Annotated in this window: 16 protein-coding genes; 2 read left to right on the top strand and 14 right to left on the bottom strand. The window is 39.3% G+C overall.

Going from position 1 to position 15,066, the window contains the following annotated elements:
* Positions 1 to 20 precede the first annotated feature (20 nt).
* The 14 genes from carA to CVS86_RS06465 form a co-directional block, all read right to left on the bottom strand.
* A complete protein-coding gene (gene carA / locus CVS86_RS06400) occupies positions 21 to 1,139 on the bottom strand; it encodes a glutamine-hydrolyzing carbamoyl-phosphate synthase small subunit (protein WP_107791344.1) in 1,119 nt (372 codons plus the stop codon).
* A complete protein-coding gene (locus CVS86_RS06405; RefSeq protein WP_012001188.1) occupies positions 1,139 to 1,690 on the bottom strand; it encodes a DUF507 family protein in 552 nt (183 codons plus the stop codon). Before CVS86_RS06405 ends, carA begins: the two co-directional genes overlap by 1 nt.
* 49 nt (positions 1,691 to 1,739) lie before the next feature.
* Positions 1,740 to 2,180, bottom strand: a complete 441-nt coding sequence (locus tag CVS86_RS06410; protein ID WP_103597978.1) for an isoleucyl-tRNA synthetase — start codon at positions 2,178 to 2,180, stop codon at positions 1,740 to 1,742.
* Between the two features lie 249 nt (positions 2,181 to 2,429).
* Positions 2,430 to 3,290 (bottom strand): formate/nitrite transporter family protein, encoded by an 861-nt coding sequence (locus CVS86_RS06415; RefSeq protein ID WP_103569455.1) that lies wholly within the window; start codon positions 3,288 to 3,290, stop codon positions 2,430 to 2,432.
* 183 nt (positions 3,291 to 3,473) lie between these two features.
* Entirely contained in the window at positions 3,474 to 3,920 is a 447-nt protein-coding gene (locus tag CVS86_RS06420; protein ID WP_107791345.1) for a hydrogenase 3 maturation endopeptidase HyCI, read from the bottom strand.
* Positions 3,920 to 4,264 (bottom strand): formate hydrogenlyase maturation HycH family protein, encoded by a 345-nt coding sequence (locus tag CVS86_RS06425; protein WP_002939326.1) that lies wholly within the window; start codon positions 4,262 to 4,264, stop codon positions 3,920 to 3,922. Before CVS86_RS06425 ends, CVS86_RS06420 begins: the two co-directional genes overlap by 1 nt.
* On the bottom strand, positions 4,261 to 5,085 hold the full coding sequence (locus CVS86_RS06430; protein WP_107791346.1) for an NADH-quinone oxidoreductase subunit B family protein: 825 nt from the start codon (positions 5,083 to 5,085) through the stop codon (positions 4,261 to 4,263). The genes CVS86_RS06425 and CVS86_RS06430 overlap by 4 nt, the downstream gene beginning before the upstream one ends.
* Complete coding sequence (locus CVS86_RS06435) at positions 5,082 to 5,621, bottom strand: formate hydrogenlyase complex iron-sulfur subunit (RefSeq protein ID WP_002939210.1); 540 nt, start codon at positions 5,619 to 5,621, stop codon at positions 5,082 to 5,084. Before CVS86_RS06435 ends, CVS86_RS06430 begins: the two co-directional genes overlap by 4 nt.
* On the bottom strand, positions 5,618 to 7,354 hold the full coding sequence (locus CVS86_RS06440) for an NADH-quinone oxidoreductase subunit C (RefSeq protein ID WP_107791347.1): 1,737 nt from the start codon (positions 7,352 to 7,354) through the stop codon (positions 5,618 to 5,620). The genes CVS86_RS06435 and CVS86_RS06440 overlap by 4 nt, the downstream gene beginning before the upstream one ends.
* Positions 7,351 to 8,832, bottom strand: coding sequence for a hydrogenase 4 subunit F (locus tag CVS86_RS06445; RefSeq protein ID WP_107791348.1), 1,482 nt, complete (start codon positions 8,830 to 8,832; stop codon positions 7,351 to 7,353). The genes CVS86_RS06440 and CVS86_RS06445 overlap by 4 nt, the downstream gene beginning before the upstream one ends.
* A 2-nt stretch (positions 8,833 to 8,834) precedes the next feature.
* Positions 8,835 to 9,479, bottom strand: coding sequence for a hydrogenase 4 membrane subunit (gene hyfE, locus CVS86_RS06450; protein WP_012001181.1), 645 nt, complete (start codon positions 9,477 to 9,479; stop codon positions 8,835 to 8,837).
* Position 9,480: 1 nt separating this feature from the next.
* A complete protein-coding gene (locus tag CVS86_RS06455) occupies positions 9,481 to 10,401 on the bottom strand; it encodes a respiratory chain complex I subunit 1 family protein (protein ID WP_002939300.1) in 921 nt (306 codons plus the stop codon).
* 9 nt (positions 10,402 to 10,410) lie between these two features.
* Positions 10,411 to 12,378 carry a proton-conducting transporter membrane subunit gene (locus CVS86_RS06460; RefSeq protein WP_009294858.1) on the bottom strand — a complete coding sequence of 656 codons (1,968 nt, stop codon included), beginning with the start codon at positions 12,376 to 12,378 and terminating at the stop codon, positions 10,411 to 10,413.
* A gap of 1 nt (position 12,379) precedes the next feature.
* A complete protein-coding gene (locus tag CVS86_RS06465; protein WP_002939266.1) occupies positions 12,380 to 12,949 on the bottom strand; it encodes a 4Fe-4S dicluster domain-containing protein in 570 nt (189 codons plus the stop codon).
* Between the two features lie 417 nt (positions 12,950 to 13,366).
* Here CVS86_RS06465 and CVS86_RS06470 point away from each other — a divergent pair, with 417 nt between their 5' ends.
* Positions 13,367 to 14,452, top strand: coding sequence for an MBL fold metallo-hydrolase (locus CVS86_RS06470; protein ID WP_107791349.1), 1,086 nt, complete (start codon positions 13,367 to 13,369; stop codon positions 14,450 to 14,452).
* A gap of 44 nt (positions 14,453 to 14,496) precedes the next feature.
* Positions 14,497 to 14,784 (top strand): hypothetical protein, encoded by a 288-nt coding sequence (locus CVS86_RS06475; RefSeq protein ID WP_021085374.1) that lies wholly within the window; start codon positions 14,497 to 14,499, stop codon positions 14,782 to 14,784.
* Positions 14,785 to 15,066: the final 282 nt, after the last annotated feature.

Here is a 15,066-nt window from a genome sequence, read left to right on the forward strand (position 1 = left end):
AAAGGCTTATATTTTGCATATTATAAAATTTCTAAAAACTGCTTAAATATATATTTGCTCTCGTTAGGACCGCTGCTTGCTTCTGGGTGATGTTGCACCGAGAAGATCGGATAGTCCTTGTATCTTACGCCCTCGATCGTGTTGTCAAACAAATTTCTATGTGTCACAACCGCTACTTCAGCGATGCTCTCTGGCACGTTGTAGTTGTGATTTTGCGTTGTTATCTCGATCGCTTTTGTTTCTAAATTTAAGACTGGATGGTTTGCTCCATGCTGACCAAATTTAAGTTTATATGTCTCGTATCCAAAGGCATTTGAAAGCAGCTGATGTCCAAGGCAGATGCCAAATATCGGGATTTTTGCCTCTATCATCTTTTTAATCTCAGCGATTTCAGCCTTTAAATTTTTTGGCTCGCCTGGGCCATTTGATAAAAAGACACCATTTATCTCGCCATTTTTAAATTTATCTATCAAAACTTCAGCCTTGGTATCGTGTGGCACGACGATGACCTCAAGACCAGTTTCACATAGCTCATTTAGGATGTTTCTCTTTACGCCAAAGTCAAAAACAGCTATCTTTTTTCCGATACTTTTTAGCGGCTTATATGACTTTAAATCTCTATCCCAAGCGCCTTTTTTATGCTCGTACTCGTCCATAGCGCTGACTGTTTTTACATAGTTTATATTTTCTATGCGTCCGCTACTTTCGAGCCTGCGTTTTAGCTCATCTTTGTCGCTTATCTGCGTTGAGATGTATGCCATCAAAGCGCCCTCATCTCGTAGCATCTTTGTTAGATATCTAGTATCAACGTCATAAACGCCAAATTTGCCCTGCTCTTCAAAAAATTTGCCTAAAGACTTTTGCGAGCGGTAGTTTGACGGAGTATCGTTGTAGCTTCTCATTATTACGCCGCTTGCGTGAATTCTAAGGCTCTCCATATCATCTTCGTTTATGCCAACAATGCCGATCTCTGGCATAGTAAAGACGATAAACTGACCAGCATAGCTTGGATCGCTCATGATCTCCTCATAGCCAGTCATAGAGGTATTAAAAACGAGCTCGCCTGCACACTCGCCGTGAGCACCAAAGGCCTTTGCCTCTAAAAAAACGCCGTTTTCAATGTAGATATAAGCTTTCATTAAAGCATTCCTCTTTTTTTAAGCTCATCTTGATACAAACGCTCAAAAATCAGGTCGTATTCATCAGTTCCTGGGATAAGTTTACGTTTGTAGTTTTGCATCATCTCATATACGCTATCTTCTATCTTCTCATAGCTCTTTAGATACTCATCTATCGAGCCATATATCACGTTTTTTACGCGGTTTTCAGATACGCTATAATCAACCAACCCGCTCTTCCAAATAGTCTCAAGTATCTTGTGAGCGACATTGCTAAATCTATCTTCATGAGTTAAAATGACGTCAAATTCGCCAGCAAGTTTCTTTTTAACGAGCCAAAACATATTTTTGCGATCGATTTGCATCGTTTGCATCTCGTCCTCGTTTTTCTCTAAAAGCTCATTTACTCGCTCATCTAGCGCTCTTTCTTTTTGAACGTCAGTAGTTAAAATTTCACTTGCTTTTGCTACGATTGGCTCAATACCTTTGTTTAACTTTACAAAACCACAGTTTAAAAGATCTATTGCTATTTTATGTGAGACATAAGGTACGTGTGGAAGTTTTATACGCATTTTAAACCTTTAAATTTTTATGCCATTGTAACTAAATAAAGGTAAAACTTTACTTTGAAATTTTAACGACTTTATCATTGTCACTTCTTAGAAAATAAATTTCTCTTCGTCCGTCATAAAGGACTTTGCCGCTTGTTTTTTGCTCGTTTTGTAAATTTGAAGATAGATCCATCTCAAGTGGCTTACTCATAAAATAAGCCTCGCCCAAGCTTCGTCCAAAATCAGGATACCAACTAAGTGCGCAAAGCAGGAGCAGGAGCAGATAAAAAGCTCTAAAAATTTTTCTAAATGGCGCATAAAAGAAACAATATCCAAATATAAAAAACACAGGTAAAAGCCACAAAAAAGGCACATTATCTACAAAAATCACATTGAAATACTCATTTATGCCATAAAATGAAAAGTAGTTGTTGTAAATTCCAACAAATAGCGTAAAAATAGGAGCAAGAACAAATATAATGCCAGTAAAAAATGCATTGAAAAATTTCATAGACTCTCCTTTTTTCGTTGGATTATATTAAATTTTAGCTTTATTATTGCTCTAAATTTATTAGCCAAGATGTTTTAAACTCCAAAATGTCACAAATTTTCAAAAACAAGAGAGTTAAAACGATAAATTTAAGATGAGTGTGACATTTTTTAGATAAAAAATAAGAGATTTTTTTGAAACTTTTAAGGTAAGAAAGAGAGAAATTTAAAATTTAGCCTTTGCCATAAAAGCAAAGACTAAAAGTTAGTTTTAAGCTTTTTTCTTCATATCAAATTTATTAGCCATGAAGCCAACAAGACCAACAAAGAAAAGACCACCGCAGATGTTGCCAAGTGTAACTGGAAGCAAGTTTTTGCTTAAGAAATTTGTCCAGTTGATGACATCTAGTTTATCAGCTGTAGTGTGGAGTAAAGCTGCTGCAGCGTTGATGTCGCCACCGCTTGCTGCTATGTAGTGAGCTTTAGAGATGATAGCTTCAGTGATGATGAACATATTTGCAACGCAGTGTTCCATTGAGCATGCGACAAATGCGCCGATCATCCACATAATGGCAAAGAATTTACCAGATAGGTTGCTCTCGCTTGTCGCAGTCCAAATAGACATACAAACAAAGACGTTACAAAAGATACCACGAAGAAATAGCTCATGAAATGGTGCTGTGATCTTGCCAATAGCTGCTGGTACGAAGTGTTGCAAGATGTAGCCGTCGTATTTTAGTGGCAAACCAGAGTAGTAGTACATATAAGCGATCAATGCACCGCCAACGAAGTTAAATATCCAAACAATTACCCAGTAGCTTATGGTTTTACCAAGTGGCAATTTGCCCTCATACGCACTAACACCGCTTAAAACAGAGCTAGTAAATAGGTGACCACCATAAAATACAACCATCATAAGACCGCAGCTAAATGTGATACCACCGATGAAATTTGAAAGACCGATAGACTGTTTTTCAGCCATACCAACTGTTGAGTGAGCCCAAAAGATATCACCCATAGCAATAGCAGCACCAGCCATGATAGCAAGAAATATAATGCTTACAAGTGGCGTATGGGCTTTATGCTCCATTGAATTTGAGACCGCTTGAGCGGTTTCTGCCGGATTTAACATCACGTCTCCTTTTTATTTAACCTTCTTTGATCTATAAGAAACAAAAGCAAAGAAGCAGTGCCAAAGATAGAGATTTTAGCGTCAAAATTTAATGTTTAAAGCTTGTTTTTACACTAAATTTCAAATCCAAAACGATCAAATTTATCTTTAGCAAACCCAGACTAAATTTAGCACTTGCTAAATTTAACCAACTAAATTTTTATCAATCTCTACAATTCTTAAAAAGGCTTTTCTGGCACTTTTTTTAGCCTGCTCGCTTAGCCCCTCCTCAAAATCAAGGACATTTTCAAGCAAGACACTAATGCCAAGGAAAAGCGTCTTTGGACAAATTTTACGCAAATAGCTTAAAAGCACCGGCGTTGGTAGGTTGTGAGTTGAGTAGATGTAGTCTCTATCGTCACTTAGGTCAAAAAACTCTATCTTATCCTCATCAAAGCCGCTCATAGCATCGACTACTATCAAAATGTCAGGCGCAAATTCTCTAATAGCTGAAAATTCATTCTCAGGCACATCTTGCCCAAAAAAGACCCTCCACTCTTTTAGCTCTTGCTCTACGATGCGGCCAACTTCATTGCCAACATCATCATCACCACGCATAGGATTACCGATGCAAAGGATGGCCTTTTTCATCAAAAGTCCTTCCTAAGCACGATATATCCCTCTTTTAAATTTGCCAAAATTTCTTTAAGCTTACACTCACAAAGCTGTGGCAAGAGTCTAGCGATATGCTCAGCAAAAATTTCAACTTCAAAATACTTGCTTAAATTTCCGATCTTAAATTTCACATATTCGCCTGAGTTTTTGATCATCTCGTCAAATTCCTCATCGCTTAGCTCTAAGATCTTCTCACTAAAATCAATCGTACCAACGCCGTGTCCCACGCAAGTGGAGAAAATTTTTATCTCCTTTAGCTCGCGTGGAAGCTTTTCGTTGTCGTCCATATGCCTTTTTGTAAGCTTATAAACTTGTATCATCTTTTACTCCAAACCTCACTATCAACATCAATCGCAAAATTTTTACCAGCTTTTGCATATTTTAGATAGACATCGTTGTGTAAAAGTGCCATACACTCAGCATATCTAGGATCATCTTCTTTTTTGATAGCTGCTATAACCGCTTCACGTGCAAGCTCTGGGTTGTGGATGTCGCTTGAGGCTTTGATAGCGTCCATATATTTTTCAAATAGTGTTCTACCAAAGATATAACTCATTAGCCTTTTACTTTCAGCATGCAAGTCACGTTCAAACAAGATATCGCCCATTACTGAGTTTTTAACTGGAGGAGGCGTAGTGCTATCATTTTCGTAGCTTTTTTTGTGTAGCTTTTGATCAATGATGCCAAGAGCCATACCTAGACCATAGATAACACTTGCTGGGTGTGGAGGGCATCCTGGGATATAGACATCAACTGGGATTATCTTATCTATACCGCCCCAAACGCTGTAAGCGTCGTGGAAAATTCCACCAGTACTTCCACAAGCACCAAAAGCAACTACGATCTTAGGATCTGGAGCTGCTTCGTAAGCACGAAGTAGTGGGTAATACATCTGTCTTGTAACTGGTCCTGAGCAAAGCAAGATATCAGCGTGTCTTGGGTTTGCTACAAGCTTAAAGCCAAATCGCTCTGGATCCCACATCGGAGTGATAGCAGCGAAAATTTCGATCTCACAACCATTGCAGCTTCCGCAGTCGATCCTATAAACGCTAAAGCTTCTTTTGATATTTTTTAAATGCTCTAGCTTTGCAGTTAGATCATTTGCTGTTTTTATGTCCTCTGGGACTTGATATAGACTCATTTTATAGCCTCCTCAACGCCTTTTGTTAGCCTCTCAGCAGATTGATTTTTCTTGCACTCTGGGCAGATAAAAAGATACTCTTTTGCCTCTTCAAGTCTGCCTGGGAGTAAATTTGCTGTGCCAAGCTTTTCAAGGGTGAAATTTATAAGCCTTTTTGGCGTAAATGGCTTGCCGCAGCATTTGCAAGTTTGCATCTCAAGCTCGCCTCTTTGGATAAGAGCGCTCTTGTCAAATTTAACCGCAAGCTCAAAGCTATCGCTAAGTCTTACGGCTCCAGTTGGGCAAACCTCATCGCAGCGACCGCAGAATATGCAGCGACCACAGTCAAACTGCCAAACAAGCCTTGTTTGCTCATCGTTCATCTTAAGCTCTATTGCGTTACTAGGGCAAGCGATACCGCAAGCTGCACAACCTATGCAAAGATCGTATGTATAGTCTGGCTGACCGCGGAAATTCTCAGGCACAATATATGGCTCAAATGGATAGGCGTATGTCGCCTTTCCATATTTTTCTGTGATGTCAAATAACTTCATCATCTTAAATCCTTCTTACTAACCCCGCCATCTTGACAGAATTTTTTAAGGTCTTTTTCTGTTAAAATTTTACTTTTCTTAGTCCTTACATCAACCAAAGTAACACGCTCGGTGCATGAGTAGCAAGGGTCAAGTGAGCAAACGATAAGCGCAGCGTCACTTATGTTGTTTCCTCTAAATTGATACCTTAGGCTTGGCCAGTTGTTATATGTCGCAGCCCTACATCTCCAGCGATATACTTTTTGAGCGCTACCTTGCATAACCCAGTGAACATTCTCACCACGAGGTGCTTCATCGTGACCAAGTGCGAAATTCTCAGGTTTGATCATAGTCACAGGATCGATCATGATCGGAGTTTGAGGCATCATCTCAAAGCATTGGCGGATGATATGGATAGAGCTTTTTAGCTCTTTATATCTAACCATCTCACGAGCAAAAACGTCGCAACCATGCTCAACTGCTACTTCAAATTCTATCTGTTTGAAGAAGTCGTATGGGTGATCGTAGCGGTTATCACGTTTAAAGCCAGAGCCTCTCATATTTGGACCAACTGGGCTAAAGTCACGTGCTATTTGGCGGTCCAAGATACCTACACCCTTCCAGCGTCCGATTTGGCGTTTATCTTCCAAAACTGCATCCCAAATTTCTGAAATTTGAATGTCAAGTTTATTGATGATCTCTAAGCCTTTTTTGATCTCATGGTTTGTCATATCACGTCTTAAGCCGCCCATAACGACGTTGCCGTATGTTTTGCGTCCGCCAGTTACAAGTTGAGCTAGCTCCATAGAGTACTCACGAACCCTAAAGATATGCATAAATGCGTTGTAGTTACCAGTGACCTCACAAGCTAGACCGATATTTAAAAGGTGGCTGTGAAGACGCTCGATCTCAAGACAGATGACGCGTATAGCTTGAGCTCTTAGTGGGATTTCAAGCTTGATAGCTTTTTCTGCAGCTTCGATACACGCAATAGCGTGAGCATAACCACAAATTCCGCAAACGCGCTCTGCAAGATAGCCCATTTGATCATAGTTCATTCTGTTTTCAGCTAGCTTTTCCATACCGCGGTGTTGATAGAACAAGCGATAATCAGCGTCGATGATCTCGTCGCCGTCGCAGAAAAGTCTAAAGTGACCTGGCTCATCAGATGTAACGTGTAGTGGTCCAAGTGGCACATCAACTACTGCATCACCTGTCGGGAACAAAAACTCCGCATCAGGCTCATCTCTGTGATCTACTGGATCAGGGCGGTAACGGTAGTCCATAGCATCTTTTCTAAGTGGGTGAAGTCCGTCTGGCCAGTCATCACTTAAAACTAGACGTCTTTTATCAGGCAGACCCTCAGCTACTAGACCAAACATATCATAAGCTTCTCTTTCATACCAAACACAAGCTGGCACGAGCGGAGTAACTGATGGAAATGTCGGATCGCTTCCTGGGATAAGGGTTTTAACTGTAATAAAGCACTTATCTTCAGCTGCAAAGTCGTCCGCCTCAGTCATCTTGCTACCTTCCATTGAGATAGCATAGTAAAGCGCATAGCAGCCATTTATCTGACGCTCGTCGTTTGGTATCATAGTGCTTATAAAGCCACCGATATCATAATAAAGTGTTTTTACAGCTAGTGGAAGATCATTTCTATCCACCAAAACTGTGATCTGATCGTCTGCTTGACGAGTTACTTCTAAAATTTTTACTTTAGTTTTTAGGATTTCAACAAATTTATCGCCTCTCATTTTAAAGCTCCCATCATTATATTAACACCGTTATTTACTAGCGTATAAAAGCTATCTACGTGCCATACGCCAAAGATTATGATAAGGGCACAGAGTGCTATAAGAGGTAAATTTTCAAATAAACTCATCTCTTTATTATGAACAACCACACCTTTTGGCTCGCCAAAGCTTGCCATGTTAAAGTGCGCAAAGTCAGCTATGAAAATAACTGCAAGTGCAATAGCAAATAGCGCAACTGCAATGTATTGACCACTTGTGATAGCTCCAACAAAGACGTTATATTCGCTAACAAATATAGCAAATGCTGGAACACCAACTAGTGAGCATACAGCTGCACCAAACAAAATAGTTGTAATAGGTGCGATCTTAACCATGCCGCCCATCTTACTCATATCTTTGTGGCCGTAAATTCTTGCTATGTTACCTGTTGAGCAGAAAGCCAAAGCTTTTGTGAAGCTGTGAGCTAAGCAGTGGAATATCGCTGCAAATAGACCAAATTTACCGCCAACACCAAGTGCAAATGCGATAACACCCATGTGAACGATTGAGTGGTATGCAAACATTCTTTTTACGTTGTGTTGTCTTATTAGGAAAAATCCTGCTACAAAAAGTGTGATAGTTCCTGATACGATCATTACGCCTTCAACAAAGCTAAATCCAACTGCTTGAGCTGTGATAGCGTAGTATCTTAAAAGTGCAAGCATCGCACATTTTAAAAGTACACCTGATAGCAATGCTGAGATAGGTGCTGGACCTTCAGCGTGAACGTCTGGCAACCAAGTGTGAGTTGGAGCAAGACCAGCTTTTGTACCAAAACCAATTAGCGCAAACACAAAGATAAGTTTTGCTGCATCTGGATTTAAATTTTTAGCGTTAGCCATTATGCTTGAAAACTGCATAGAAGCCTCGCCATCTCCTAGTGTGCTATATGTAGCTGAGTATAGAAGAACGGTTGCATAAAGAGCAAATGCAAGACCGATTGAACAAAGAACGATGTATTTGTAACCACTCTCTGTTGATTTTTGATCTTTATGGATAGCAACCAAAAATACAGAAGCTAGTGTTGTAGCCTCGATAGCTGCCCACATAAACGCAACGTTGTTGCAGATAACGCTTAAAGTCATTGTAAAGATAAATACATGGCTTAATGCGTAGTATTTTTTAAGATCGCTTAAGTGGATGTGTCCATCTTCAAGTTCCCATCTCATGTAATGGATAGAGTAGAAATTTACTATAAATCCAGTTACTGCGATAAGTACCAAGAAAACACAGCCTAAGCTATCTAAGAATAAAAATTTATCAAAACTATAAAAAGTTCCGCCACTTAAAACTTTAAGAACATTGTTAAGTAAAGCCACTGATGTCGCAGCAGAAAACAAGACATGAAGTCCGCTTAATACCGCATAATTTTTAGGACTTAAAAACAAGATCAAAGCACCAAGGAGCGGTAAGATAAGTATTAAAGCTAAACTATCCATCTCTAACCCCTTAAATTTGAAGCTTTAGAAGTATCTAAGCTATCATAAGCTTTATAAAATCTAATCGCTAGAACGCTCATTATGATAACAGCAAATATCGCATCTGTTAAGATACCAAGCTCAACTAGCTCATGTGAGTTGTAAGCCATTAGAGCAAGGCTTAGGTGGATACCGTTTTCAAACAAGCAGTAAGCTAGAATTTGTTTTATAAATGAGTTTCTTAGCATGAAGCCAAAAATTCCCATCATAAAGACTGTTCCAGCAGCGATTAACATAATCTCTTCTTTGATAAGAGAGAATTTTAAAAATATAGGGTGGATACTCATTGAAAGAGCTAGAGAAAATCCCATAGCAATAACAGGACTTACAAAAAATCCACCAACTGGCTCATCTTCGCTAACTACGCCAAGTTTTTTGATAAGCCAGAACAAAATTCCTGGCACGAAAAGAACTTTGGTAAAAAACGCAACGATCGCCCAAGTTTTTAGCTGCTCAGCGTTAAATTTCTCAGATAGCAAGAAAAATATACTAACTAAAAGTAGTGTCTCTATCGCATAAGCGATGATTGAGAGTTTCAAGCTTCTAAGACCAAAAACCGCAAGCGAAGTTACGATCATGCAAATGGCTAATATATCTAGTGTTTGCATCTCACGCTCCTACTACATAAAGTGTTAGTGCAACAAACGAAATAGCAAGTGCACCAAGAGCATTTTTGCGTAAAGATGAAGTCATTTTAAAGCGTGGTCCAAAGTTGTCTATAAATACAGCTGCGACGTAAAATACTCCAGTTTTTATCACAAAAACGATAATAGCTAAGAAAGGATTGCTAAAATTCCATGGCTCAAATATGCTTAGGAAAAGTCCGATCATAGCAAACTGTTTTAATATAAGTGATGCTTGAACTAAGCCAAGGTCGCTACCAGCATACTCACCAAGAACACCCTCTTGAAGCTCTTGTTCTGCTTCAGCTAAGTCAAATGGCTTTCTACCAGTCTCAACATACATACACCACAAAAATGCGATAGAAGCAACGGCAAAACTTGGAATTTGATATCCGATAACGCCAGTTCTTACCATCTCTTGGATCTCAACTAAATTTGATGTTTTAGCTGCAAGCATAACTACGATTAAGCACATAATCATAACTGGCTCAACATAAACACCAAGCATTTGCTCCCTACCGCCACCTGTTGCTGCAAATGGGTTGCCGCTATCCATTGAAGCTGCACCAAATACAAATCTAAGTAGCGCACCAAGATAGAGGATAACAAATATATCTGAGTAAGCTCCAAATACAGTGTCTTTGCTATAAGTGATAGGTATAGCAGCTAGCACTGCAGCTGAAGTTGCAAAAAGGAAAAATGGAGCCCATCTAAATACCCAGTGTGAGCACTCAGGGACGGTTCTTCCTCTTCTAAAAAGCTTTATAATGTCGCGATATGTTTGAAAGAAATCGCTACCTTGTTTTGATTGAAGTTTAGCTCTAAGTTTTCTTGCCATACCATCAAACAAAGGAGCTACCAAAACGATAACGACTACTTGAAATATCATTAAAAGTATAGTTTGCATTTTCGTCTCCTAAACTAAAAAGTAGCCCACAGCAAGTATGACACAAAGATATAGCAAGATATAAAGTGCATATACATTTGTATAACCACTTTGAACGATACCTAGCTTATCAGCAAATTTCACACACCATTTAATGACTGGCTCATAAAACATTCCCCACCAAATATCTTTTGGATGGTTGTGATACTCAACCGCGTCAAAATAATTTCTAGTAACTACTTTTTTATCAGCTCTAAATAGCCATTGCATAATTTTTCTAAGGTCGCCAGTGAATGGACCACCTGTCATTTGCATACGTGAGCTATATTTAAAGCCACAAGCCCAAGGATCAGTTTCGCGTGGTTTATCTCTGTTTGCTTTCATAACAGCAAGGATGATAAATGGCAAAATCATAGTTGCACATAGGACTAAAGCGATAAGTGGAGTTGAGATCATGCTACCCATAGGTGAAGTTACATTTATAGCACCAAGGCTAGCTTTATAGTCGCTTATAGCGATAGAATTTACAGCTTGCATGATGTAATCAACTATGTAGTTTGCGCCAAGACCAAAGCCAACGCAGCCTATCATTAGAATGATCATACCAAGAACCATACCTATCGGACTCTCTTTAGCATTTTCCCAAATTTTTTGATCTCTTGGAGTACCTGCAAAGATAACAGCGTAAAGTTTAAGGTGCATACCGACCAAAACGCCTGTTAGCGCAAGAGCTACGACGCCAAGTGTAAATGCATATCTAACTAATGTTCCTTCTCCCATCGCACCTTGAAGCATACCTTGATATGTAAACCACTCTGAAACAAAGCCATTTACTGGAGGTAAAGCTGCGATACCCATGATACCTATAAACATACCAAGGCTTGTCCATGGCATCTTTTTAGCAAGACCACCAAGGATGTCCATATTTTGTGTATGAGTAGCGTGGATAACTGAACCAGCGCAAAGGAAAAGTAGACCTTTAAATATAGCGTGGTTAACTACGTGGTAGCAACCTGCTAGAAAACCTACTGCTGCAAGTGTTAAATTTCCAGCTGCAACACCGTAGATACCAGTACCAAGACCTAGCAAGATGATGCCTATGTTCTCAACTGAGTGGTAGGCAAGCAAAGCTTTGAAGTCGTGTTGGCAAAGAGCGTATAAAACACCAAATAGTGAGCTAGCTGCACCAAGAGCGAGTATTGTAAGACCAAAATATGTGCTAAGTGGTAGGTAAAGTGTAAATTTAACTAGTGTAAATAGAGCAACTTTAATCATAACGCCTGACATAAGGGCTGAAACGTTTGATGGTGCTGCTGGGTGAGCTTGTGGAAGCCAAACGTGGAATGGCCACATACCAGCTTTACTACCAAAGCCAACCAAGAATAGTATAAATACAGCAGCAGAAGCGCCAAATGGCATCTTAACACCCATAAATGCGCTAAATTCAAAGCTTCCTGCATAGTAAGCTGTGATAAGCAAGCCACAGGTTATACAAAATGCACCAATTTGTGCGATGCCAAGATATACCATAACCGCTTTAAGTGTATTTTTACCGTCATTGACGATGATAAGAAATGATGATACAAGAGTCATAAGCTCCCATAAAACAACAAAGCAAAATACATTATCAGCGCTGATTACTAGAAGCATTGAAAGGATGAATGTGTTAAACAAACATGCAAACACACCAACATTTGCTTTTTTTATGTACTCTTCTGCATAGCTCATACCATAAACACTACTTGCAAATCCGATGAAAACAACGACAAAGCTGAAGAAATTTCCAAGTGGATTTAGTGCAAATTTTGGCGAATACAAAAAGCCATCCATAAGAGCAAAGCTATCACTTACTCCCATATTTGCAACGAAGTGACACATCGCATAAAAGCAGCTTATAGCACTTAGTCCAAAACCAACTTTAACAGCGGCTTTTGGAGCGCAGTAGAGCAAGATGCTAACGACGGCACTTACAAGAAATAGCATATAAACCGTAGTCATCTTATGCTCCTTGTCCGTTTAAAATTTTAGTAGCAAATTTATTCGCTGCTTCGTAGTCTATCCTCTTGCCAAGCTTATGTTTGCCCTCTTCTGGATCAACCATTATAAGAGCACTTGTTGGGCATACATCAACGCAAGCTGGTCCATTTTCACGGCCAAAGCACATATCACATTTAACTGCGATGTTTTTTGCGCCTGATTGTGACTCTACTTCAAGATAGTATTTTGGCTCGACAGCGTAATTTACTGAAGGCATAAGCTCTGCACTTGAGCTTATCGCACCATAAGGGCAAGCGATCGTGCACATCTTGCAACCTATACAAATTTCCTCGTGAAGCTCGATGCAATTATCGTTAAATCGCAATGCTCCAGTTGGGCATACATTTGCGCAAGGGCCATCGTCGCATTGTCTGCACTGAGTCGGCATAACACCACTAGCTTCTCTTAAGACGCTTAGCCTTGCACGTGATAGTTTGCCGCGTTCATAAGCACTTTTAAAACATGCAGCCATACAGGTCGCACATCCTATGCAGCGTTTAGAATCGGCAATCACAAATTTATGTTTTTTCATAAATTCCTCCTAAAAAACAAGGCAAGACCGCCCTGCTCACTAATAGAGTGATTGTTAATCACATGAATAGAGATAGTTAAATTTTTATTTAACATCTCAAACGCTCCTTCCTGAAATTTTTGAAACAATTCTATAACTTCTGGCGATTAAATTCCGTCAGCTATCTGACAAATTTTGTATTTTTGAAATTAAATTTTTATTTTATATTAATTTAAGATATGCTATTAAAAGGCGTTATTTTCGTATGATTAATCAAAAAAGATTAATATTTCATAACAGATAATTAGTAAAAAGAGTAAAATTATCTTAATTAAGTTTAAATTTAAAAATTAGTTTTTTAAGCTTGGGTTAATTAAATGAAACTGAAATTTAAAAATCTAAAATATAATCCATCCTTTAAATTTAAAAGGGTTATTGATGGAAATTTTTATAGTCATAGTTTTGTTTATCGCTTCAGTTTTTGCTTTTATGAAATTTGCCCCTGTTTTTGGCGGCAGACCAGATGCCAAGAGCCAAAAGCTCATAGAAGCATCGCCAAATTTTAACGGCAAAGTTTTTATAAATTTAGAGCCGACAATTGATATGGTAAAGAAAAATCCGCAAGCATCTATGTTAAATTACGTCCCTCAAGCGCTCTTTCCACCAAAAGGCAAGCTACCAAAGCGCCCTTTGCCAAATTTAAAATTTGACACAAATGCCCTCAAAAATGGCGAGTTTATCTGGCTTGGGCACGTTAGCCTCATCTGCAAGCTTGATGGCAAAACCATCATCACAGACCCAGTTTTGCACCGGGCATTCCCTCTCCCACTTGGCGGCAAGCCCTTTGCCTACGAGCACGCCATCACCGCTGGCGACTACCCAGAGGTGATCGACGTCGCCCTCATCTCGCACGACCACTACGACCACCTTGATCATAAAACGATCCTTGAGCTAAAGGATAGGATAACCAAATTTCTAGTGCCACTTGGCATCAAGGCTCACCTCGTAAAATGGGGCGTGGATGAAGGCAAAATTTACGAGTTTGACTGGTTTAACGAGCAAAAGATAGGAAATTTAAACTTTACTTTTTGTCCTTCAAGGCACTTTAGCGGGCGCACATTTAAAAGAAACATCACGCTTTGGGGTGGCTGGGCGGTAGAGGAGGCTGGCTTTAGCTTTTATTTTAGTGGCGATGGCGGATATGGCAAGCATTTTAAGATGATAAATGAAAAATTTGGCGGCTTTGACCTAGTTTTTATAGAAAATGGCGCTTACAGCGATGGCTGGCCCTACGTACACATGAAACCAGAGGAGTCAGCACAAGCGCTAAAAGATCTTGGTGCAAGGCTTGGCGTGCCGGTGCATTGGGGCAAATTTGATCTTTCTTATCACGCTTGGGATGAGCCGATCAAGCGTTTTGAAAAGGCTGCAACAAAACTTGAGCTAAACTACGCCACGCCGATGATCGGAGAGGTTTTCAGCGTGCAAAATCCACCTAGAAAAAAGTGGTGGAATGAAATTTAGGAATAAAATTTGCTCTAAATTTTAAAATCCAAAAGGAAGTGCAGATGAAAATTTCTGAAAATTTATCAAATTTAAAAAATGCCATCGACAAGGCAGCAAAAAACGACCTTGACTCGAGTGCGACTGGAAGCTTTTTGCAAAATTTAGAAAAAGCCAACAAAGAGACGGAAAAGATCTACGAAAAGCTTGAAAAAGAGCTAAAGAGCGACGCGCAGATGTTTAAGCAGTTTGACTTCATGCAGATGATGACAAAGCTTCAATACGGCAACCTAAAATCAAGCGAACGTGAGGAGCTGATAAACAAAATGAGCAAAATCGCCAAAGAAATTTAGCCGTTTAGTGTGATTTTACGGCGAGCTAAATTTGGCTGTTTTGCGTAAATTTATGTGGTTTTTTGCTGAGTAAATTTGCTAGAAAATACAAATTTACTCGCTTAGTGGCTGTTAATATCCTCACATTTGCCACATATTTTGTTAAGCACATCTTTTCTTACACACTGCGCGTATAACGCCATTGATGCGCAAAATTCCAGCAAATTTCTCAAATGATTTTAACCTCGAAATTTAAGCTAGTCAATCAATAAAGGCAAATTTTAAAATTTCATGAACGAGTAA

This window comes from Campylobacter concisus, from assembly GCF_003048605.1.
Taxonomy (GTDB): domain Bacteria; phylum Campylobacterota; class Campylobacteria; order Campylobacterales; family Campylobacteraceae; genus Campylobacter_A; species Campylobacter_A concisus_BM.

Bases quoted from the DNA above. Each gene is read 5' to 3' on its own strand.
- CVS86_RS06415 (WP_103569455.1), bottom strand. From the start codon at position 3,290: ATGTTAAATCCGGCAGAAACCGCTCAAGCGGTCTCAAATTCAATGGAG.
- CVS86_RS06430 (WP_107791346.1), bottom strand. From the start codon at position 5,085: ATGAGTCTATATCAAGTCCCAGAGGACATAAAAACAGCAAATGATCTA.
- CVS86_RS06460 (WP_009294858.1), bottom strand. From the start codon at position 12,378: ATGACTACGGTTTATATGCTATTTCTTGTAAGTGCCGTCGTTAGCATC.
- CVS86_RS06470 (WP_107791349.1), top strand. From the start codon at position 13,367: ATGGAAATTTTTATAGTCATAGTTTTGTTTATCGCTTCAGTTTTTGCT.
- CVS86_RS06420 (WP_107791345.1), bottom strand. From the start codon at position 3,920: ATGAAAAAGGCCATCCTTTGCATCGGTAATCCTATGCGTGGTGATGAT.
- CVS86_RS06440 (WP_107791347.1), bottom strand. From the start codon at position 7,354: ATGAGAGGCGATAAATTTGTTGAAATCCTAAAAACTAAAGTAAAAATT.
- CVS86_RS06465 (WP_002939266.1), bottom strand. From the start codon at position 12,949: ATGAAAAAACATAAATTTGTGATTGCCGATTCTAAACGCTGCATAGGA.
- CVS86_RS06435 (WP_002939210.1), bottom strand. From the start codon at position 5,621: ATGATGAAGTTATTTGACATCACAGAAAAATATGGAAAGGCGACATAC.
- carA (WP_107791344.1), bottom strand. From the start codon at position 1,139: ATGAAAGCTTATATCTACATTGAAAACGGCGTTTTTTTAGAGGCAAAG.
- CVS86_RS06405 (WP_012001188.1), bottom strand. From the start codon at position 1,690: ATGCGTATAAAACTTCCACACGTACCTTATGTCTCACATAAAATAGCA.
- CVS86_RS06410 (WP_103597978.1), bottom strand. From the start codon at position 2,180: ATGAAATTTTTCAATGCATTTTTTACTGGCATTATATTTGTTCTTGCT.
- CVS86_RS06445 (WP_107791348.1), bottom strand. From the start codon at position 8,832: ATGGATAGTTTAGCTTTAATACTTATCTTACCGCTCCTTGGTGCTTTG.
- CVS86_RS06455 (WP_002939300.1), bottom strand. From the start codon at position 10,401: ATGCAAACTATACTTTTAATGATATTTCAAGTAGTCGTTATCGTTTTG.
- CVS86_RS06425 (WP_002939326.1), bottom strand. From the start codon at position 4,264: ATGATACAAGTTTATAAGCTTACAAAAAGGCATATGGACGACAACGAA.
- hyfE (WP_012001181.1), bottom strand. From the start codon at position 9,479: ATGCAAACACTAGATATATTAGCCATTTGCATGATCGTAACTTCGCTT.
- CVS86_RS06475 (WP_021085374.1), top strand. From the start codon at position 14,497: ATGAAAATTTCTGAAAATTTATCAAATTTAAAAAATGCCATCGACAAG.